A 20,670-nucleotide genomic window follows, 5' to 3' on the forward strand; every position below is an offset into this window, starting at 1 on the left:
GGGCCTCAATCTTCGGTGGTGTGAACTTTGCGATGGAGAATCGCCTGGAACTCATCGGCGAAGGTGTAGTAACGACCGATGAGCATCTCGCCACGCGCGGAGAAACGGTTGTAGGCGATGACCGCGGGAATTGCGGCGAACAGACCGATCGCAGTGGCGATCAATGCCTCGGCGATGCCGGGCGCGACAGTGGCGAGAGTCGCCTGTTGCACCTGCGCCAGCCCGCGGAACGAATTCATGATGCCCCAGACGGTACCGAACAGACCGATGTAAGGACTGGTAGAGCCGACGGTCGCGAGGAACGGCAAACTCTGATCGAGCTTTTCTTCTTCGCGGGAAATAGCGACACGCATAGCTCGGTTCACTGCATCCATTACGGCATCGGGATCGACGCCCTGCTGTTGGCGCAGACGGGAAAACTCCTTGAAGCCGGCGCGGAAGATCTGCTCGACGCCGGAATCCGGATCGGGATTACTGCCGGCCTGGCGATACAGCTTGGACAGGTCGATGCCCGACCAAAAACGTTCCTCGAAGGTGTCCAGCGAACGCTTGGCGGCACGCAGCATATTGCCGCGCTGGAAGATGATGATCCACGACATCACCGAGGCCGCCACCAGGATCAACATGACCAGCTGAACCACAAAGCTGGCGTTGCTGATCAGGCTCCACATGGACATATGGTCGACGTTGGGTTCCACGCTTAGTCTCCTACAGGGGGTAGACCCGACTCGATGAAGGCTGTGCGCAGCGCTTCGGGAATAGGTCGGGGTTTCAAACTCTCGGTGCGTACACAGGCCACCAGAAACTGCCCTTCACAGAGCAGCAAATTGTCCTTGGCGCGTCGTACCTGCTGCCTGAAATGCAGGCTGGCGCGCTTTATTTTTACAACCTCGGCAGTTACCAGTAACTCGTCGTCCAGCCGCGCCGGCGCGTGGTAACGCGCTTCGCTCGAATGCACGACGAAAAGCAGGTCTTCGCCAACCAGTTGCGACTGGGCGAAACCCAGACTGCGCAACCGCTCGGTGCGGGCCCGCTCCATGAACTTGAGGTAATTGACGTAATAAACGATGCCGCCGGCATCGGTATCTTCGTAGTACACCCGACACCGATGAGTGAAGGGTTGAGCATCCGATTCCGCGCGCATACTAGAGCCAGGCCCCGTAAATTCCAATCGGGTGGGACAAGAATATTTTCTTCACTTTGTGTCGCCGTCGAACAGGTCCGCTACTGGCGAATCGCCCAGGCGTTTCGGCAGGTTCAGGCCGAAATGCAGATAGGCATGCCGGGTAACCACGCGCCCACGCGGCGTACGCATGATGTAGCCCTGCTGGATCAGATAGGGCTCGAGCACATCTTCGATGGTGTGGCGCTCTTCGCTGATGGCGGCGGCCAAATTGTCGATGCCCACTGGCCCGCCATCGAACTTCTCGATCAATGTCAGCAGCAACCGTCGGTCCTGATGATCCAAGCCGCGCTCGTCTACATCGAGCATGTTCAGCGCGAGATCCGCTGTACGGCGAGTAATCTCACCATTTCCACGAACTTCCGCAAAATCCCGCACCCGGCGCAGCAGGCGGTTGGCGATACGGGGCGTGCCGCGAGCACGACGGGCAATTTCGAAAGCGCCTTCGGCCTCGATAGCTAGGCCAAGAATGCCGGCCGAACGGCTGACGATGGTCGCCAGATCGGTCGTGGAATAGAACTCCAACCGTTGCACGATACCGAAGCGATCACGCAGCGGATTAGTGAGCATGCCCGCACGAGTGGTGGCGCCAACCAACGTAAAGGGCGGCAGGTCGAGCTTGATCGAGCGCGCCGCAGGGCCTTCGCCGATCATGATGTCCAACTGAAAATCTTCCATCGCCGGATACAGCACTTCTTCAACGATGGGAGACAACCGATGGATCTCGTCGACGAAGAGCACGTCACCCCGCTCCAGATTGGTCAGCAGCGCGGCCAGATCACCGGGCCGCTCCAGCACGGGGCCGGAAGTACTCTTGATCGAGACACCCATTTCCTGAGCAATGATATTGGCCAGCGTTGTCTTGCCGAGGCCCGGCGGGCCGAAGATCAAGGTGTGATCGAGGGCCTCGCTGCGCCCGCGAGCCGCACGGATGAACAGATCCATCTGCTCGCGTACGACCGGCTGGCCGATGTATTCGGCCAGACTCAGCGGGCGGATGGCACGGTCGAATTGTTCTTCGCGGTCGCGACCAGTGGCGGTAATCAGACGATCGGCTTCGATCATGTGCTTACACCATTCCCTTCAGGGCACGGCGGATCAGATCTTCACTACTCAAATCGTCTCCCTGTACGGCGGATACGGCACGGCTGGCCTCTTGTGGCTTGAACCCAAGGGAAATCAGCGCGCTGACCGCATCATTCTCGGCGCTTGAGACTGCCATATTCGAGCGGGGTTCCACCACCAGAGGTGCGATGGACGGCATGCTCTCCCAGGCTTTGAAGCGATCCTTCAACTCCACCAGCAGCCGCTCGGCCGTCTTCTTGCCGACGCCCGGAATCTTCACCAGCACGGAGGTATCCTGAGCCTGAACGCAGCGCACCAGTTCGTCCACTTCAAGGCCCGACATCAATGCCAGCGCCAGCTTGGGGCCGACGCCATTGAGCCGGATCAGTTCGCGAAACAGCTCTCGGTCGCGCTTCTCGGCAAAGCCATACAACAGCTGCGCATCCTCACGCACCACCATATGGGTGTGCAGCGTCACCGGCTCACCGACAGCAGGCAGGCGGTAGAGCGTGGTCATCGGCACCTCGACTTCATAGCCAACGCCATTCACATCCAGTACCAGATGCGGCGGCTGTTTCTCCGCCAGAGTCCCGCGCAAACGTCCAATCACAGTATCCATTCCTCTCTCGGCTGCATGAGCGCTGTCAGCCATTGTCTTTGTTACCCAGCTAGCTACTACAAACGCAAGCGCCCTGCCCTGCGCTTGGCACCGGCCAGCCCGTGCGGGATAAGGCTCTGCCGATGATGCGCATGGCACAAGGCGATCGCTAGCGCGTCTGAGGCATCGATCTGTGGTTTTTTCACCAATTTCAGCAGGTGCATCACCATCATCTGCACCTGCTCTTTGTCAGCACCACCGGTTCCGGCAATCGCCTGCTTGACCTGGGTGGCGGTGTACTCGGCTATCTCCAAACCCTGCTCGGCAGCAGCCACTATCGCGGCGCCTCGGGCCTGTCCGAGCTTGAGCGCCGAATCGGCGTTGCGCGCCATGAAGACCTGCTCGATACCCATGGTCACGGGGCCATGAAGGCGGATCACCTCGCTGACGCCAGCGAATACTGCCTGCAGCCGGGCGGACAGCTCACCACTGCCGGTGCGGATGCAACCGGATGCCACATACTCGCAACTGCGGCCGGTATCGCGCACCACGCCGTAGCCAGTGATGCGAGAGCCGGGATCGATCCCGAGAATGAGGGTCATGCGGTCGCCATACTGTCTATTTATCCAGCCGCGAGTATAAAGGTACAGTCGCTGCGAGAGCTACCGGAACAATGCCGACGACCGCACGCATCAAGGCGCACAAAAGAGAAGCCGGAAACACCCCAACGGTGCCCGGCTTTCATCTTCGACTTCTAGCTTCTGGCTAGCGCCCGATCACTCTAGCTGTTCCATAATTTCATCGGAGATTTCGGCGTTGTGGTAGACGTTCTGCACGTCGTCCAGATCTTCCAGCGCATCGATCAGGCGCAGCACCTTCTGCGCGGTTTCCAGATCGGCGAGCGGCGCGGCAATCGAGGGGATCATGGCGATTTCCGCCTCCTCGCCCTTGAAACCGGCCGTACTCAGCGCCTCGTTGACGGCATGGAACTCAGCGAAGCTGGTGGATACCACCGCCGAGCCATCCTCGCCCATTTCCACATCATCGGCACCGGCTTCCAGCGCGGCTTCCATCAGCGCATCTTCGTCCACGCCCGCAGCAAAGCTGATCTGCCCTTTGCGATCGAACATGTAGGCGACCGAGCCATCGGTGCCCAGGTTACCGCCGTGCTTGCTGAAGGCATGACGCACTTCGGCCGCGGTGCGATTGCGGTTGTCGGTCATGGCTTCGACGATGATGGCCACGCCACTGGGCGCGTAACCTTCGTAGCTCAGTTCGACGACATTGTCAGCCTCGTTATTACCGGCGCCGCGGGCGATGGCGCGGTCGATCACGTCTCGCGACATGTTGGCGACCAGCGCCTTGTCCACCGCCAGGCGCAGGCGCGGGTTATCCGCCGGAATTGCGCCACTTTTGGCGGCAACTGTCAGCTCACGAATGAGCTTGGTAAAAATCTTGCCGCGCTTGGCGTCCTGGCGGCCCTTGCGATGCTTGATGTTGGCCCATTTGGAATGACCAGCCATAACTGCCTCCCTCTTCGATCAACTTTTCTCTTGCTGTAACGCAGAAGCCCAGGTTTCCCTGGGCTCCGGCTCTGCGGTTATTCGGCTTTAGGCTGCTCGCGCAGGCGAATGTGCAACTCGCGCAGCGCCTTGGCATCCACCGCACCCGGCGCCTGGGTCATGACATCCGCCGCGCTCTGGGTTTTCGGGAAGGCGATCACTTCGCGAATCGATTGCGCGCCGGTCATCAGCATCACTAGACGGTCCAGGCCGAAGGCCAGGCCACCGTGCGGCGGGGCGCCGTACTTCAGTGCATCGAGCAGGAAGCCAAACTTCTCGTTCTGCTCCGCCTCATCGATGCCAAGGATGCGGAATACGGTCTGCTGCATGTCCTTGCGGTGGATACGGATGGAACCGCCACCCAGCTCGGTGCCGTTGAGCACCATGTCATAGGCGCGCGATAGCGCCACGCCCGGATTGGCTTCCAGCTCTTCGGGGCTGCACTTGGGCGCAGTGAAGGGATGGTGCAGTGCCGACAGCGATCCGTCGTCGTTTTCCTCGAACATCGGGAAGTCGACGACCCACATCGGCGCCCATTCGCAGGTCAGCAGGTTCAGGTCGTGACCCAGCTTGATGCGCAGCGCGCCCAGCGCCTCGGAGACGATCTTGGCCTTGTCGGCACCGAAGAAGACGATATCGCCATCGACCGCACCCACGCGATCGAGGATCGCGTTGAGGTTGGCTTCGGGAATGTTCTTGACGATGGGCGACTGCAGGCCTTCGACACCTTTGGCACGCTCGTTGACCTTGATATAAGCCAGGCCCTTGGCGCCGTAGATGCCGACGAACTTGGTGTAGTCGTCGATCTGCTTGCGCGGCATGCTCGCCCCGCCCGGCACGCGCAGCGCGGCAACACGGCACTTGGGATCGTTGGCCGGGCCGGCGAATACCTTGAATTCGACATCCTTGAGCTGATCTTCTACATCGACCAGTTCCAGCGGAATGCGCAGGTCCGGCTTGTCCGAGCCATAGCGACGCATGGCTTCTTCGAACGGCATGTGCGGGAACTCGCCGAACTCGACGCCCAGCACTTCCTTGAACAGCTTGCGCACCATGCCTTCAGTGATGCCGATAATGTCGGATTCATCAAGGAAGCTGGTCTCGATGTCGATCTGGGTGAATTCCGGCTGGCGGTCGGCCCGCAGATCTTCGTCGCGGAAGCACTTGGCGATCTGATAGTAACGGTCGAAGCCGGCCACCATCAGCAGCTGCTTGAACAGCTGGGGCGACTGTGGCAGTGCGAAGAAACTGCCGGGATGGGTACGACTGGGCACCAGATAGTCGCGGGCGCCTTCAGGAGTAGCGCGGGTCAGAATTGGGGTTTCCACATCGAGGAAGCCGTTTTCATCCAAGTAGCGACGAATGCTGGTGGTGATGCTCGAACGCAGCTTGAGCTTCTCGGCCATTTCCGGGCGGCGCAGGTCGATGAAGCGATAACGCAGGCGGGTTTCCTCGCCTACGTCGCTATATTCGTTGAGCGGGAACGGCGGGGTTTCCGCCTCGTTCAGCACTTCCAACTCGTAACCCAGCACTTCGATGGCGCCGGACGCCATGTTCGGATTGCGTGCGCCTTCAGGGCGCAGGCGGACCTTGCCGGTGATCTTCACGACGTACTCGCTGCGCACCCGGTCGGCGGCTGAAAACGTCTCGGCGCGGTCAGGATCGAACACCACCTGGGCCATGCCTTCGCGGTCACGCACGTCGAGGAAGATAACCCCGCCGTGGTCGCGGCGGCGATGGACCCAACCGCAAAGAGTGATTTCCTGGCCGTCCAGGCTTTCGTTCAACTGGCCGCAATAGTGGCTGCGCATCATGGTGGGGTTCGCTTCTCGTATCTTGGAAATTCGTTGGGTCGCTCGATTCGCGACTGGCAGACGGAGCCCATACAGCGCTCCACCTGAAATCGATCGCTCATCGGCGCAGAGCCAGAGCTACCGGCAGGCATCAGTACGCGGCTACCCTTACGGCAGACGGGCCGCCCGACACAAGCGCGGGATTATATCCGCATAATCGCCGCAACGCAGCCGGTGCGACAGCAGCTCTTACCGCAATAGCCAATCTGCATTGAACCCAACACCCACCTGCGCCTTCCAACGAACAGACCGCTACCGGCGACAGTGCGCCACTCACTGTTCACCGTCGTTTTCTGGCATAACTGTCAGTCAATTCATCCAAAGGGAGAGAACCATGGAAATTAATATTGGTATTGCCGAGCAGGACCGCGCCGCCATCGCAGACGGTCTATCCCGCCTGCTGGCCGACACCTATACGCTTTATCTCAAGACACACAATTTCCACTGGAACGTGACAGGTCCGATGTTCAATACCCTGCACACCATGTTCGAGACGCAGTACACCGAACTGGCTACCGCTGTGGATGACATCGCCGAGCGTATCCGTGCCCTGGGTTTCCCGGCGCCAGGCACCTACGCCGCCTACGCGAAGCTGTCCTCGATCAAGGAGCAGGAGGGCATTCCAACCGCAGAGGACATGATCAAGTTGCTGGTTGAAGGACAAGAAGCGGTCGTCCGGACCGCACGTGGCATTTTCCCGCTGCTGGAGAAAGTCAGTGACGAGCCCACCGCCGACCTTCTGACTCAGCGCATGCAGATTCATGAAAAGACTGCCTGGATGCTGCGCAGCCTGCTTGCCGCCTGATACGAGGCGCCAATCTCCGCTACAAGCGGGATGGCCGAAGCACGGCCATTCCTCTTGGCATGACACGAAGCTCGCCGCTAACGGCGTGACACCTGCCCTAACTTCCTTCCCGATGCCTCGATGGGCAAGCCATTTGAGCACCGCCTTCCTTTACTGTTAAATACGCGCGCGTCGCAGCTTGGGCATTCAATTAAGGCGATCGCATCCCACTCAATTTCCTCCGCCCAAGCCTGCCGCTTTCTGTCGTGCTATTTAACTGTGAGTCAAAAGAATGCTTAAGATCATCCATGTATTAACGGGCGTTGTTGCCCTGGCGCTGTCATTCGCACCCAGTCTTACCGGGGCAATGCCCTTGCTGGTACAACCCGAGGCATTGAGCCTGCTGTTTCTAGGTCTGCTGAACGTACAGTTTGCATCCGCTCAGGCGAACAGCCACGGGCGTAGCCGCCCTGTTCTCCTCGGCGCTTCGGTGCTGCTGATTATTGCGGTTGTGATCCAGACTGCGATCCTGTTGCTTCCCGTCGCTGCCATTGCGGGACAACCAGCAACCTTGGCCAGCCTAGTTCTCGCCTTCATCGCCGTACTGCTGCAACTGGCTGCGACGCAAACAGTAAATGCACGTACCACCAACCGCAGCCCATCCTCGCATCGCAGAAGCCAGCATAAGAACGTCACGGCGCCGGCTGTTAGTACCGCCGGGCGTGAAGCAGGCACAGTCAAATGGTTCAACACCTCGAAAGGTTTCGGCTTTATATCCCGCGATAGCGGTGATGATGTGTTCGTCCACTTCAGAGCCATCCGAGGCGAAGGCCACCGGGTACTGGTAGAAGGTCAACGCGTCGAATTCGCCGTCATGATGCGCGACAAAGGTCTCCAGGCCGAAGACGTGGTCGCAATCTAGTCAGACCACCGACTTCGAACGCCAGAACCAAACAGTGCTGGCGTTCGTCATCCTGCGCCGCAGCCTTCAATAGTGCGGCGGAGGCGCTTCATCCTCCTCGCCCCCCATCCTGCTCTGCATGTCTTCCTGCCGCCTGGCCAGCACACCCAGCTGCGCCTGTAGCCGCTCAACGGTACGCTGCTGCGCAAACAGCACATCATTCAAGGTTTGGATCGTATCGTCCTGAAAAGCCAGGCGCGCCTCGAGATCGGTGATGCGTTGTTCTAACTCCATTACGTCACTCCGCAAAACGAAAATTGTCAGTGAGCACCAGCTTCAGCTTCTGCCTTATCGCATCGACCTGCACCTCACTATAGGGAGTGGCCGGCTTATGCCCCCAGACGGGCGCTGGCCAGGCAGCATCACCCCGACGCCGGGCGATCACGTGCATATGGAGCTGATTCACCACGTTGCCCAAGGTGGCGACATTCATCTTGTCTGCGCCGAAGGTATCCTTCAGCGTTTCAGCCAGCGCCGTTGCCTCTCGCCATAGCGCCTGCTGATCCGCCGCGTCCAGTTGAAACAACTCACTGACCTCCTCACGGCGCGGCACAAGAATGAACCAGGGGTAATTGGCATCGTTCATTAGCAGCAAGCGACACAGCGGAAAATCACCCAGACTCAGCGTGTCCTGCTCCAGGCGTGAATCGAGAACGAACATAACGGCACTCCTGTTCATATGGGGAACCGGCAGCAGCGAAGCCGCGCCGGATCGTCAGATAAGAATACTCCAACGCTCCAGTGCCAGCAGCCGACCAAAGCGCACCAATACGGGACTGCCACCGATGACAAAGCCCCGCTATAGAGCGGGCCGAGGCGCGCAGCAGTCCGTTTTCCTGCAGCGGGACAGATTTTCATTCTGTGCACGGTTATTGCTTTGCGGTAAAAAGCCCCACGCGAGGGGGCAGAAAAACGCAAAAAGCTGGAGTAAGCTTGCTGTCGCTAGTTTCCCCAGCTACACAATAGTTCTCGGAAATACATTTCCCAGAGTTGTTGCAGGTTTCGACCAGCTAGGTAAACAAGGACTGCAATTGAGCTTGTATACCGAAAATAAGATGCCTCTTTCCCGCCACAAGCAGGAAAGCAAGCACCAATTTGAACCAAAGGAGCAATCACTCATGCAAGTGATGAAGTGGAGCGTTATCGCCCTGGCCGTAGCCGCGGGCACATCCCAAATGGCATTCGCCAGTCAGCAATCTGAATCTAACGGTTTCGTCGAAGACGCGAAGCTGGATCTTCTGCTGCGTAATACCTATTGGAGCCGGGACTTCCGTGAAGGCGGCATCAATGACGCTAAGCCATGGGGCCAGGCTTTCATTACAACCTTCGAATCTGGTTTCACTCAGGGCACTATTGGCGTCGGTGTAGATGCCTTCGGCTTGCTAGGCGTGCGACTGGACGGCGGCCGCGGACACAATTTCACTCAGATGTTCGAGCTCGAATCTGACGGCCATCCAGACCGTGATGTCGGTCAGGTCGGTGCTGCGATCAAAGCACAGTTCTCCAACACCGTAGTGAAGTATGGCGACCAGATGCCGATGATGCCGGTCCTTGCGAACGACGACTCGCGCCTGTTACCGCAATCCTTTACCGGTACACTCATTACCAGCAATGAAATCAACGGACTAGAGCTCAACGCCGGCCGTTTCACTGCGGAAAGCTCTATGGCATCGTCCAGCCGTGACGACTCCGAACTGAAGAGCATCGATGTATTTGGTGGCAGCTATCAATTCACAGACGAGCTAAGTGCTTCGCTCTATTTCTCCGATGTCGAAGACACATACGACAAGAAATACGCGAACGTTAATTACGTGATGCCGCTGTCTGAAAGCCAAGCTCTGACGTTTGATTTCAACTACTACAAAACTGACGACATCGACCAGCGCTTCCAGGGCGCAGACGGGGCTGCTGTCGACGACAACACTATTTGGAGCCTGTCGGCAAAGTACAGCGTCGGTGCGCATGCTTTCATTCTGGCCCACCAGCGAGTATCCGGCGATACAGGATACCTATATGACTACGGCGACGGCGGTAGCGCCATCTGGGTTGCGAACTCCTATCTGTCCGACTTTAACGGAAAAGATGAACGCTCTTGGCAGGCCAGTTATGAGCTGGACTTCAGCGGCTACGGTGTTCCAGGACTCGCATGGAAAACCGCTTACATCCGCGGCGATAATATTGACGCCGAGTTCTATGGCGGCACTGGCGAAGGCACCGAACGCGAAATCTTCAACCAAGTTTCCTATACCGTCCAAAGCGGCCCAGCCAAGGACCTGAAGTTGCGCGCACGCAACTCTATCCTGCGCACCAGCACTGAAATCAACGGCTATGTGCCGGATATCGATGAGTGGCGCCTGTTCGTCGAGTACCCGCTGAGCATTCTGTAAAACCAGAAATCCAGCTTGTAACTCGATTACAAAAAAAGAAGCCCGGCACCCGCCGGGCTTCTGGTTTTAACACCTGTAGTCGTCCGAACGATTCTGTACGCCACCCCGCAGTCGCCGTACAATGCCGAGCCAAATTTCCCGCTCTGCAAGGACACAACGGCCCTCATGCGCACCAGTCAGTTCCTGCTCTCGACCCTTAAAGAAACGCCTTCCGATGCAGTGGTCATCAGCCATCAACTGATGCTGCGTGCAGGCATGATTCGCAAGCTGGCGTCCGGCCTCTACACCTGGATGCCGATGGGGCTGCGTGCGCTGCGCAAGGCCGAGGCCATCGTTCGCGACGAGATGAACAAGGCCGGCGCACTGGAAGTCCTGATGCCTGCAATCCAGCCCGCCGAGCTTTGGCAGGAATCGGGCCGTTGGGAGCAATATGGCGCCGAGCTGCTGCGCCTGAAGGACCGCCATGACCGTGAGTTCTGTGTCGGCCCGACTCATGAAGAAGTCATCACCGATCTGGCCCGTAACGAGCTGAACAGCTACAAGCAGTTGCCGATCAACTTCTACCAGATCCAGACCAAGTTCCGCGACGAGATCCGTCCACGCTTCGGCCTGATGCGCGGGCGCGAGTTCATCATGAAGGACGCTTATTCCTTCCATGCGGACCAGCAATCGCTGCAAGAAACCTATGACCGCATGCACCAAGCGTACTGCAATATCTTCACTCGCCTGGGGCTGAATTTCCGTCCCGTGCAGGCTGATACCGGATCGATTGGCGGCACCGGCTCGCATGAATTCCACGTACTGGCTGAATCCGGCGAAGACGACATCGCGTTCAGCGACAGTTCCGATTACGCAGCAAACATCGAGAAGGCCGAAGCCATTCCACGCGAAACGGAGCGCCGCGCCGCTACCGAAGAGCTGCGCCTGGTCGATACACCGAACTGCAAAACGATTGCTGCGCTGGTCGAGCAGTTTCAGCTACCCATCGAGAAAACCATCAAAACGCTAGTCGTACAGGGTGTCGAGAAAGGACAGCTGGTTGCACTGGTCGTGCGTGGTGACCATGAACTCAACGAGATCAAGGCGGCGAACCTGGCTCAGGTTGCCAGTCCGCTGGTGTTCGCTTCCGATGCGGAGATCCGTACCGCCATTGGCGCAGGTCCCGGTTCGTTGGGCCCGCTGAATCTACCGATCAGCTGCGTCATCGATCGATCGGTCGCACTGATGAGCGACTTCGCAGCCGGCGCCAACCAGGAAGACAAGCACTATTTCGGCGTGAACTGGGAGCGCGACCTGCCCGTGCCGGAGGTAGCCGACCTGCGCAACGTGGTAGCAGGCGACCCAAGCCCGGATGGCGTTGGCACACTGATCATCAAGCGCGGCATCGAGGTCGGGCATATTTTCCAGCTCGGCACCAAGTACAGCGAAGCGATGAACTGCAGTGTCATGGGTGAGAACGGCAAGCCGGTCACCCTGACCATGGGTTGCTACGGCATCGGCGTATCCCGTGTGGTTGCCGCCGCCATTGAGCAGAACTACGACGATCGCGGCATTCTTTGGCCTGAGGCGCTGGCACCCTTCCAGATCGCCCTGGTGCCGATGAAGTGTGAAAATCAGGCCGTTCGCGAAGCGACTGACAAGCTCTATGCGGAGCTCACCGCCGCTGGCTACGACGTACTGCTCGATGACCGTGACAAAAAGACCAGTCCCGGCGTCAAATTCGCCGATATGGAGTTGGTGGGCATCCCGCATCGCATCGTCATCGGCGATCGCGGATTGGCCGACGGCACACTGGAATACAAGCATCGCCGCGATGCGGAAAGCCAGGCCGTTGCCGCCGCCGACATCCTCGATTTCATCAATTCACGCGCCAGTCGCTGACGGACATCATGCACAACCGAAGTGCTTCACTCTGCGCCACGCTTTGCGTGGCGCTTTTTATGGGTGGCTGCGCCAACCAGCTGCCGCAACGCAGCGAACACGAAGCCCGTACCGAACGCAAACTGCTCGACCACAGCCTTCGCATCGAAGTGGGAGAACCGCTGCTGGAGCTGCCGCAGCGGCGGATCCGCGTGCTCGACCAGAAGACCTTCGAAGTCACCGATTTCGAAGTGACCCGCCGTTATGATCGCTACACGCCTTATCAGGCGTGGCGCGAGCTGTACGAGATTCCGCTGGGGGCTGTCGCTGTAGTCGCCGGGGTCGGCGCCAATGTTCTCAACGTGGCGTTGCTCGGCAACCTGCCGGAAGGCGTCACCCGCGGTTGGATCAGCTACGGCTTTGCCGGTCTCAACCCATTCGTCAACGTCGAGTCCAACGGACGTTCGCAGCAGAACCTCGCCAGCCTCGACGAACAGCGCCGCGATACTCGCCTTGAATACTCCAGCCTGCCTTGGGCCGAGCGCCCCGTGCTGGTCGTTGCCGGCCCCGAAACCCACGAGCTGAGCACTGATCGCAACGGAGTGTTGCGGCTCAACCTGCTCGATGGCTCGTTCGCCGACCAGGACATCAGCCAGATCGGTAAGCTCCACCTGCAGGTCGAGGATCCACAGGACGCGACCCGTGCCGACGCGATGCTGCTGGTCAGCCGCAGTCTGCGCGGCAAGCTGCTCGAAGCCCATGACCTGATTTTCAACGACCTGGAAGGCGATGACGTCAGCCAGTGGGTCCATCGTGTCAAGCGGCTCTCGGAGCTTGGCCTCGAGGAAGAAGCCAGCGAACTCGAACAGAGCCTGATCGAGCTGACCCGCAACGACCCTGATTTGCAGCAGGAATTTCTTCGCAGCCTGGTGCAGGACGCTGGCCGCTACGCCAGCGATCCAGGCGAAGACGGCTGATTCATCGTGACGCCGCTGCGCTACGTATTGCTACTTATGCTGGTCGTCGCCGGGCCAGTGTCCGCCAACGTTCGCCAGGCACCCGAGCCGGAATTGCGCGAACTGATGCAACGCACCGTAGCGGAAGCCGAGAGTTTCCAGGATCGCTTCGAAGCGGAAGTCTGGCTGATGGATATGTCGACCCGCCTCAAGCGCTACGTTCCCGATCCGCAAGAACGGTTGACGCTACTGCGACTGGTGCACCAGGAAGCCAGCAAGGCGGGATTGAAACCTGACCTGGTGCTTGCGCTCATCCACGCCGAAAGTCATTTCGACCGATTCGCCATTTCCAGCGTCGGCGCGCAAGGCATGATGCAGGTGATGCCGTTCTGGAAGGCCGAATTGGGGCGCCCGCAAGACAATCTCACCGACAACGCCACCAACCTGCGCTACGGCTGCACCATCCTCAGCTACTACCTGAAAAAGGAAAAAGGCGACATCAATCGCGCCCTGGCGCGCTACAACGGTAGCCTTGGCAAGAATCACTACCCGGCAAAGGTAATCGGGTTCTGGCAGGACTTCTGGTACGTGAAGCCCTGAGGGCAGCTTCAAGCGGCAAGCTTCAGGCTGCAATCGGCAGATAGCGCCACCGGCACTACGCTGTCTGGCTTAGCTCTAAGCTTGAAGCTTGAAGCCTACCTCCCCAACCGTGCGAGATGTTCCTGCAGCCCTTCTGCGGTTTGTTCGCCGACCAATTGTTCACGCACCTTGCCGGACGCATCAATGATGTAGGTCACCGGTAGCACGGCGCTACGCGGCAGATCCAGGCGTTCGGCCGGGTCGATGCTGAGGACCCGGAATCTAACGTCCAGGTCTTTGGATGCCGCAGCCAGCTCCTCTCCCTGCAAACCGTCGAAATTGATGCCCAGCACGGTGATGTCCTCATACGCTTCATCCAACGCATTCAACTCGGGAATCTCGACCCGGCATGGGCCGCACCACTCAGCCCAGTAGTTGATCAACAGCCATTGACCGTCGAGTTGCTGTGCCGTGACGTCGGTGCCGTGCTGGTCGGGGCCCCAGTCTTCTGCACACCCAGCCAGCGCCAGGCAGGCGAGCAAACCGAATACACCAACGGAGCGCTTGTTCATCTTCGTTTCCTTGCAATACTGAATTGTCTCGTTCAAACCCGTCGCGCCTGCAGCCAGTCGGCGACACTGCCACCGAATAGGTTCGCCTGCTCCTTCTGTAGCAGCTCCAGCGACTGTTTCAGCGTCGGGTACCAGGGTTCGTCCAGCTGCTCCGGCAACGCATGGTTACCCGAGAGCGGCCAGGGATTGGAGCGCAACAGCTGATCGAAGCTGTAATGATTGAGATCGCGACACAGGACCCATCCGGACGACCCGGTCCGACAGACGAGTTGTTCCCGCTCGAAGAACTCGAAAATTTCATCCCACTCATCCTCGGGTAGTTGCCAACCGCTTCGATGCGCATCACGCAAGCGTACCTCGCGCCCAGCCTTTTGGTTTTCGTACAGCACACGCAGCAACCCGAGCATGACCAGAAGACGCGGCACCGAGCGACGCCGCCATTGCTGCGACGAAGACATACCGCAAACCAACTCCGCGCCGAATAGCACGATCATCCAGGACAGATAAACCCACAGCAGAAACAGCGGCACCGCGGCGAAAGCCCCGTAGATCAGCTGGTAGCTGGGAAAATAGCTCACATACAAACCGAATAATTGCTTGGCCGCTTCGAACAGAACCGCCGTGAAAGTGCCACCGACAACCGCATGCCGCAACGGCACCCGGGTGTTCGGCACCGCTGCGTAAATCAGCGTGAAGGCGGCGACGCTGAGCACCAGCGGCATCGCCTTGAGTACGGTACGGGCGCCAATCAATGCATGAGGGCCGGAGATCAGCGACAAGGATGTGATGTAGGTGCTCATGGCGAACCCCGCTCCGAGCAGCAGCGGACCGAGGCTGAGGATGGCCCAGTACAGGAGGAAGCTCGAGATACCACGACGTGGCTGTCGCACCCGCCAGATCACGTTGAACGCCTTTTCGATGGTCAACAGCATCATCAGCGCGGTCGCCATCAGAAACCCCACGCCAAACCAGGTGAGTTGTCTTGCCTGGTTCGTGAAGGCGACCAGATATTCCTGAATGGTTGCGCCCGTGGAGGGGATGAAGTTGCGGAAGATGTACAGCTGAATCTGTTCGCCGACACCCTGAAATGCGGGGATAGCCGAAAGCATGGCGAAGGTGACCGTCATCATCGGCACCACGGCGAACAGCGTGGTGTAGGTCAGCGCGGCGGCACTGTGCGGGCCACGGTCCGCCAGGAAGCGTTGCACCAGGAAACGGCCGAACTCGACGAAATCACTGATCCGTTGCTGCATTCCATCCCCTTGTTGGCCGTCGCCGGTCGTCCAAACCGCCTGTCCGCCTGCGTGAGACAACCAGCAGCCTACCTTTGCTCACCGTTGCTGGCGACCCACGTTTCAGGCCTCGCTGCATTGAAGGTTAGAATGGCCACCTACCCTGGCGTGAAGCAACCACAAATGACCGAACTGACCCTTTATCACAATCCACGCTGCTCGAAATCGCGCGGCGCGCTGGAATTGCTCGAACAACGCGGCCTGAACCCCACGGTCGTCCGCTATCTGGAAACGCCCCCCACCGCCGACGAACTCAAGCTGATACTTGCACGCCTGAGCGTCGGGCCGAGACAACTGCTGCGCAGCGGCGAAGAGGAATACAAGACCCTCGACCTGGCCAACCCTGCTCTCAGCGATGCCGAAATTATCGATGCGATGGTCGCTCATCCAAAACTGATCGAACGACCGATCCTGGTTGTCGGCGATGTGGCGGTGATCGGCCGTCCGCCCGAGAAGGTGCTGGAGATCCTGCCATGAGCGCACCCTACGTTCTGGTGCTGTATTACAGCCGCCACGGTGCCACCGCCGAGATGGCGCGACAGATCGCACGTGGCGTCGAACAGGCCGGGCTCGAAGCCCGGCTACGCACCGTGCCGGCCGTTTCCGCCGAATGCGAGGCGGTAGCGCCAGCGATCCCGGTAGAGGGCGCGGTCTACGCGACGCTCGACGACTTGAAGAACTGTTCCGGCCTGGCGCTCGGCAGTCCGACCCGCTTCGGCAATATGGCCGCCCCGCTGAAGTACTTTCTCGACGGCACCAGCGGGCTCTGGCTGACCGGCGAACTCGTGGGCAAACCCGCCGGCGTCTTCACCTCGACCTCCAGCCTCCATGGCGGTCAGGAATCGACCCTGCTATCCATGCTGTTGCCCTTGTTGCACCACGGAATGCTGGTACTCGGCCTGCCATACAGCGAAAACGCGTTGCTCGAGACGCAGGGCGGCGGCACGCCCTATGGGGCCAGCCATCATGCTGGCGCAGACGGCAAGCGCCTGCTGGACAAGCATGAAATCAGCCTCTGCCGCGCATTGGGCCTACGCCTCGCGCAGACCGCCAAGCGTTTGGAGAATGACCGTGGCTAGAAAGCCCAAACCTCTGCCGTCGCTCGAGTGGCTGACCCCACGGGTGAAACTCAGCCGAGCGCTAAGCCTGGCCAGTTTCATTGGCCTTGCAGCGCTGCTGATCATCTGGAATCTGGCCTTCGCCGACCTCCACGGTGCGCGGACCTGGGTGGTACTCAGCATCCAGCTGATTCCATTACTGCTGGTCGCCCCAGGCATGATTTCCGGCAGCCCACGCGCTCACGCCTGGACGTGCTTCATCGTCAACCTTTACTTCATCCAAGGCGTTCTTGCCGCCATCAACCCCGCGCGGATGGTTTATGGCTGGCTGGAAGCGATCATCAGCCTGACGCTGTTCATCAGCGCCCTGCTCTATACCCGCTGGGCTTATCAGTACGAGCGAAAAGCGTCTGGTGAAAGCTGAGCTGAGGCGGCATGGGAACGCGGAAGGGAATCGCTGCGCAGTATCGGTGGGCTGAAGCCCACCCTACAACTGGTACTTTCATCTCACACACGGGCTTTTGGGTGGCTGACGCGGAACGCCGTCCGGCCCACCCTACAACAGGCCCCTCGTCACTCCTCCGTAGGGTGGGCTTCAGCCCACCAGTAGCACTGGCAACCGAATCACTACCAGCCGAGGGTTTGCTTGAGAAACGGAATGGTCAGCTTGCGCTGCGCCTGCAGCGAGGCCTGGTCGAGTTGATCGAGCAATTCGAACAGCGCACTCATGTTGCGCGCGCCACGGGTGAGGATAAAGCGGCCGACGTCATCCGGCAGGTTCAGGCCGCGGCGCGAGGCACGCAGTTGCAGCGCGCGCAGCTTGTCCTCGTCGGACAGTTCCTGCAGCTGGAATACCAGCGAGAGGCTCAAGCGCGATTTGAGATCCGGCAGCTGCACGGCGATTTCCCGCGGTGAGGCACTGGCCGCAAGCAGCAGCCGCCGACCGCTGTCACGCAGCCGATTAAACAGGTGGAACAGCGCCTCTTCCCATACGGGATCGCCGGCTATGGCATCCACATCATCCAGGCAGACCAGCTCGCTCTGCTCCAGATTGTCCAGCAATGCCGGCCCGTACTCGGCCACGTCGGCGAGCGGCAAGTACACCGCCAGCTCGCCGCGCTGCTCAACACGCAAACAAGCGGCCTGCAGCAGATGGCTACGCCCAACACCTGTATTGCCCCAGAGATAAATCAACTCATCGGACCAGCCGGCCTCGGGCGAACAGACCCGCTCGACATAGCCCAACGCGGCAGCATTGGCGCCCGGATAGAAGTTGGCGAAGGTGGCGTCGTCACGAAGACGAATGCCAAGGGGAAGCTGGATGGGTTTCATGTCTGGCTAGGTGGGTCGACCGATACGACCGGCGGCTCTGCGTAAAGGTCGGAGAGTTTATAGAGATCATGCACGTGGCGCAGCAGAACCATGATCACCGCCGCCACCGGCAAGGCCAGCAACACGCCGGTAAAACCGAACAGCTGACCACCCGCCAGCACCGCGAAAATCACCGCGACCGGATGCAGACCGATGCGATCGCCCACCAGCAACGGCGTCAACAGCATGCCTTCGAGCATCTGTCCGACCGTGAACACCGCAGCGACACCCAGCAATGGGTAAGGCTCCAGGCCGAACTGGAACAGCACAGCGATGACTGCCGCGCCGATCCCGACCACGAAGCCCATATAGGGCACAATGCTGGCGAGACCGGCCAGCACACCAATCAACAGCCCCAGCTCGACGCCGACCAGCATGAGGCCGGCGGAATAGACCACCGCCAGCGCCAGCATTACCAGCAGCTGCCCGCGCAGGAACGCGCCTATCACCTCATGGCACTCACGCAACAACGCCATGACCGTCTCTTCCCGGCGCCGCGGTAACAAGGCCCGCAGCTTGGCCATGATCAGATCCCAATCCCGCAGGAGGTAAAAGCACACCACCGGCACCAGCAACAGATTCGCCAGCCACGCCAGCAGCGCGATGCTGGAAGCCGTCGCCTGACTGAGAATGACCGCCACCACATCTTTGGTACTGCCGAGATTGGCGGTGAATGCGCTCTTGATCTGGTCGAAGCGCCAGAAGTCTTCGTCAAGACCAAACTGCATCTGTACCCAGGGCAGCGCCGTCATCTGCAGCCAATCGAGCCCCACAGGCGCCAATTGATAAAGGTGCATCAGCTGCTTGCCAAGCATCGGAACCAACACCAGTAGCAGCAACATGCACAGCAAGGTGAAAAGCGCGAACACCAGAATCACGCCCCAGGTGCGGGAAAGCTTCCAGCGCTCCAGGCGATCGACCAGCGGATCGCCCAGGTAGGCCAGCAGGATGCCGACCAGAAACGGCGAAAGAATGGGTGATAGCTGATAGACCAGCCAGCCAAGCAGCAACAGTGCCGCCAGCCATAGCCAGCGGTTGGTATGAGTAATCGTCATGGGCTGGACGCCTTGCTCCGTTATTCGAGCCGCAATGCAATTGCTGGCGAAAGGTAAGAATTCATGAACCAGCGAGCGTCACATGCAGCGCCCGCCTTGTCAGCATTGATAAAAGCGGCGCATCACCAGCGGTAGCGCAATACCTCGCCCTGATCCGGCTGCAACGGTTGCTCAGCGGCAGGCTGGTCCGGCTCCTCGAGCGGGGCCTGGGCATCGATCGGTGGTGCTTCGCTCCCCGAAACCGGCGCGGTCGCATCAATTGGCGGTGCGTCGGCATCGTTCGTCGGCAACCCGGTATCGACCGGCTGCGCAACGATCTCGTCAGCCGGCACTTCCTGCAAACGTGCCAGGGCCAACTGTGACCGCAGCTGATCCGGGCTGGCGTTGAGGCGGTACACCAGTCGATCGCTTTCGACCCGTATCAGGCGAGCGCCGAATGGCTCGAGCAGGCGATCCAGTTCGGCGAAGCGCTCGACATCGGCACCCAGCACTTCAAGCGTGATTTCTTCGGTCTCGCCCGGCGCCACGCGGTATTGCGGTGCGAGAAACTTGCTGACCGCCAGCATCACCGCATCGGCCACCGCGGCCCGGCTGTCGCCGCTCGCCTTACCTTGCGTCTGCTTGTCACCAACCCAGAGGCGCCAACTGGCCTCCCAGGTTTCGCCGGACTGTTTCGCAAGTACCGTCAGCAGGCCATCCGCATCGTAACGTTCCGACACGTCGCGAAGCACCTCAGGCTCTTTCGCCGCGACCGTCTCGGCAGTGGCCGCGAGCTGCTCGCTCAGATCGGCCAGAGGCAGGCGCAGCGGCAAGCCGCGATGCTGGGCGGCTGCTTGTAGATCGGACGAGCCTTCCTGAGCGTCACCGACCAGATGCGTGCCGTTGACCGACTCGCCCAGCCACCAGATCAGGATGCTCGGGCGGTCAGCTCCCCACAACGACAGCCCCGCGGACCGCAGCGCGCGCTCGGTTGTGACCGGATCGAAGCTCACCACAACGGCATCGCCCTCATAGGCGTAGCGGCTGACCAGCTGCTGCGGATCACTGCGCAGTTGCGCAACAGCTGCCGTTTCTGGCTCACCCGTAAGACGTAGCACGAGGGTATCGAACGCCTTGCGCAGTGCTTCCTCGCGCTCGTCCGGCTGCTGGCTGGCAACCGGTTCACGCACCTTGTATAGATCGCTGAGAGGTGCCGCCATGCCGTGGGCGGAGACGACCACGCAGCAAAGGGCCAAAAGATGGGGAATGAGGCGCATGGAAATACTCGCTGGCTGGCCAGTCATGGGGAGCCTGCCGGTCATAGGACGACAACCGGGTTCGGCCACGGGGAATCAAGCGCTATACCTTAAACAGGCGTCTGAACCGCGGCAACCGCCGCGCTCCGGAGTTGCGCGTCGGGCATCACTACTCTGCAGCGCATCCTGACCGATCCACCCCACGTAACCGCAGGCGGGATGGCCGCTGTGCGGCAAGCCTGATAAAATCGCGCGCTTTCCGCAGACCGGTCCGGCGCCCTCGCCGCATCGAGACAACA

Annotated in this window: 23 protein-coding genes; 9 read left to right on the forward strand and 14 right to left on the reverse strand. The window is 59.9% G+C overall.

The annotated features are described in order from the left end of the window. Positions 1–5 precede the first annotated feature (5 nt). From tolQ to aspS, 7 genes are all read right to left on the reverse strand, one after another. A complete protein-coding gene (gene tolQ / locus NA645_RS00670; RefSeq protein WP_131650205.1) occupies positions 6–698 on the reverse strand; it encodes a protein TolQ in 693 nt (230 codons plus the stop codon). Between the two features lie 2 nt (positions 699–700). Further along, positions 701–1,144 (reverse strand): tol-pal system-associated acyl-CoA thioesterase, encoded by a 444-nt coding sequence (gene ybgC, locus NA645_RS00675; protein WP_256047038.1) that lies wholly within the window; start codon positions 1,142–1,144, stop codon positions 701–703. A 51-nt stretch (positions 1,145–1,195) separates the two neighbouring features. Continuing rightward, the gene (ruvB, locus tag NA645_RS00680; protein WP_256047039.1) at positions 1,196–2,248 is read right to left on the reverse strand and encodes a Holliday junction branch migration DNA helicase RuvB; all 1,053 of its coding nucleotides are present in this window, start codon (positions 2,246–2,248) and stop codon (positions 1,196–1,198) included. A gap of 4 nt (positions 2,249–2,252) precedes the next feature. After that, positions 2,253–2,858 carry a Holliday junction branch migration protein RuvA gene (ruvA, locus tag NA645_RS00685; RefSeq protein ID WP_256047271.1) on the reverse strand — a complete coding sequence of 202 codons (606 nt, stop codon included), beginning with the start codon at positions 2,856–2,858 and terminating at the stop codon, positions 2,253–2,255. A 65-nt stretch (positions 2,859–2,923) separates the two neighbouring features. Next, positions 2,924–3,448, reverse strand: a complete 525-nt coding sequence (gene ruvC, locus NA645_RS00690) for a crossover junction endodeoxyribonuclease RuvC (RefSeq protein ID WP_197445994.1) — start codon at positions 3,446–3,448, stop codon at positions 2,924–2,926. 174 nt (positions 3,449–3,622) lie between these two features. After that, on the reverse strand, positions 3,623–4,369 hold the full coding sequence (locus NA645_RS00695) for a YebC/PmpR family DNA-binding transcriptional regulator (protein WP_256047040.1): 747 nt from the start codon (positions 4,367–4,369) through the stop codon (positions 3,623–3,625). Between the two features lie 77 nt (positions 4,370–4,446). Beyond that, positions 4,447–6,222: an aspartate--tRNA ligase gene (gene aspS, locus NA645_RS00700; protein ID WP_256047041.1), complete on the reverse strand. Its 1,776-nt coding sequence runs from the start codon at positions 6,220–6,222 to the stop codon at positions 4,447–4,449. Positions 6,223–6,595: 373 nt separating this feature from the next. Here aspS and NA645_RS00705 point away from each other — a divergent pair, with 373 nt between their 5' ends. Both NA645_RS00705 and NA645_RS20100 read left to right on the forward strand, forming a co-directional pair. Beyond that, positions 6,596–7,066, forward strand: coding sequence for a Dps family protein (locus tag NA645_RS00705; RefSeq protein WP_256047042.1), 471 nt, complete (start codon positions 6,596–6,598; stop codon positions 7,064–7,066). A gap of 271 nt (positions 7,067–7,337) precedes the next feature. Further along, on the forward strand, positions 7,338–7,967 hold the full coding sequence (locus tag NA645_RS20100; RefSeq protein ID WP_272891919.1) for a cold-shock protein: 630 nt from the start codon (positions 7,338–7,340) through the stop codon (positions 7,965–7,967). A 66-nt stretch (positions 7,968–8,033) separates the two neighbouring features. Here NA645_RS20100 and NA645_RS00715 read toward each other — a convergent pair whose 3' ends face one another. Next, positions 8,034–8,240 (reverse strand): SlyX family protein, encoded by a 207-nt coding sequence (locus NA645_RS00715; protein WP_256047043.1) that lies wholly within the window; start codon positions 8,238–8,240, stop codon positions 8,034–8,036. A 4-nt stretch (positions 8,241–8,244) separates the two neighbouring features. Then, positions 8,245–8,667: an HIT family protein gene (locus NA645_RS00720; protein WP_256047044.1), complete on the reverse strand. Its 423-nt coding sequence runs from the start codon at positions 8,665–8,667 to the stop codon at positions 8,245–8,247. A 457-nt stretch (positions 8,668–9,124) separates the two neighbouring features. On the opposite strand from NA645_RS00720, the gene NA645_RS00725 reads away from it, so the two are divergent. The 4 genes from NA645_RS00725 (at position 9,125) to NA645_RS00740 (ending at position 13,809) form a co-directional block, all read left to right on the forward strand. After that, a complete protein-coding gene (locus NA645_RS00725) occupies positions 9,125–10,393 on the forward strand; it encodes an OprD family porin (protein ID WP_256047045.1) in 1,269 nt (422 codons plus the stop codon). A 165-nt stretch (positions 10,394–10,558) separates the two neighbouring features. Beyond that, complete coding sequence (locus NA645_RS00730) at positions 10,559–12,274, forward strand: proline--tRNA ligase (protein WP_256047046.1); 1,716 nt, start codon at positions 10,559–10,561, stop codon at positions 12,272–12,274. A gap of 8 nt (positions 12,275–12,282) precedes the next feature. Next, complete coding sequence (locus NA645_RS00735) at positions 12,283–13,230, forward strand: hypothetical protein (protein WP_256047047.1); 948 nt, start codon at positions 12,283–12,285, stop codon at positions 13,228–13,230. Between the two features lie 36 nt (positions 13,231–13,266). Beyond that, positions 13,267–13,809 carry a transglycosylase SLT domain-containing protein gene (locus NA645_RS00740; RefSeq protein WP_256047272.1) on the forward strand — a complete coding sequence of 181 codons (543 nt, stop codon included), beginning with the start codon at positions 13,267–13,269 and terminating at the stop codon, positions 13,807–13,809. A gap of 95 nt (positions 13,810–13,904) precedes the next feature. On the opposite strand, the gene NA645_RS00745 is transcribed toward NA645_RS00740, so the two are convergent. Together NA645_RS00745 and NA645_RS00750 are read right to left on the reverse strand one after the other, a co-directional pair. Then, complete coding sequence (locus tag NA645_RS00745) at positions 13,905–14,360, reverse strand: TlpA disulfide reductase family protein (protein ID WP_256047048.1); 456 nt, start codon at positions 14,358–14,360, stop codon at positions 13,905–13,907. 32 nt (positions 14,361–14,392) lie between these two features. Then, complete coding sequence (locus NA645_RS00750; protein WP_256047049.1) at positions 14,393–15,613, reverse strand: YihY family inner membrane protein; 1,221 nt, start codon at positions 15,611–15,613, stop codon at positions 14,393–14,395. Positions 15,614–15,775: 162 nt separating this feature from the next. Between NA645_RS00750 and arsC the strand changes: the two genes are divergently transcribed. From arsC to NA645_RS00765, 3 genes are read left to right on the forward strand one after another with little or no spacing between them, the layout of a single operon-like run. Further along, positions 15,776–16,129 carry an arsenate reductase (glutaredoxin) gene (arsC, locus tag NA645_RS00755; protein ID WP_256047050.1) on the forward strand — a complete coding sequence of 118 codons (354 nt, stop codon included), beginning with the start codon at positions 15,776–15,778 and terminating at the stop codon, positions 16,127–16,129. After that, positions 16,126–16,731 (forward strand): NAD(P)H:quinone oxidoreductase, encoded by a 606-nt coding sequence (gene wrbA, locus NA645_RS00760; protein WP_256047051.1) that lies wholly within the window; start codon positions 16,126–16,128, stop codon positions 16,729–16,731. The genes arsC and wrbA overlap by 4 nt, the downstream gene beginning before the upstream one ends. Continuing rightward, complete coding sequence (locus tag NA645_RS00765; RefSeq protein WP_256047053.1) at positions 16,724–17,134, forward strand: DUF2069 domain-containing protein; 411 nt, start codon at positions 16,724–16,726, stop codon at positions 17,132–17,134. The genes wrbA and NA645_RS00765 overlap by 8 nt, the downstream gene beginning before the upstream one ends. A gap of 203 nt (positions 17,135–17,337) precedes the next feature. Here the strand turns inward: NA645_RS00765 and hda are convergent, their stop codons facing one another. The 3 genes from hda to NA645_RS00780 form a co-directional block, all read right to left on the reverse strand. Beyond that, complete coding sequence (gene hda / locus NA645_RS00770) at positions 17,338–18,042, reverse strand: DnaA regulatory inactivator Hda (protein WP_256047054.1); 705 nt, start codon at positions 18,040–18,042, stop codon at positions 17,338–17,340. Next, a complete protein-coding gene (locus NA645_RS00775; protein ID WP_256047055.1) occupies positions 18,039–19,136 on the reverse strand; it encodes an AI-2E family transporter in 1,098 nt (365 codons plus the stop codon). Before NA645_RS00775 ends, hda begins: the two co-directional genes overlap by 4 nt. A gap of 122 nt (positions 19,137–19,258) precedes the next feature. Beyond that, entirely contained in the window at positions 19,259–20,392 is a 1,134-nt protein-coding gene (locus NA645_RS00780; protein ID WP_256047057.1) for a DUF2066 domain-containing protein, read from the reverse strand. Positions 20,393–20,670 lie beyond the last annotated feature (278 nt).

The organism is Stutzerimonas stutzeri (assembly GCF_024448955.1).
GTDB classification, from domain to species: Bacteria; Pseudomonadota; Gammaproteobacteria; order Pseudomonadales; family Pseudomonadaceae; genus Stutzerimonas; species Stutzerimonas stutzeri_AQ.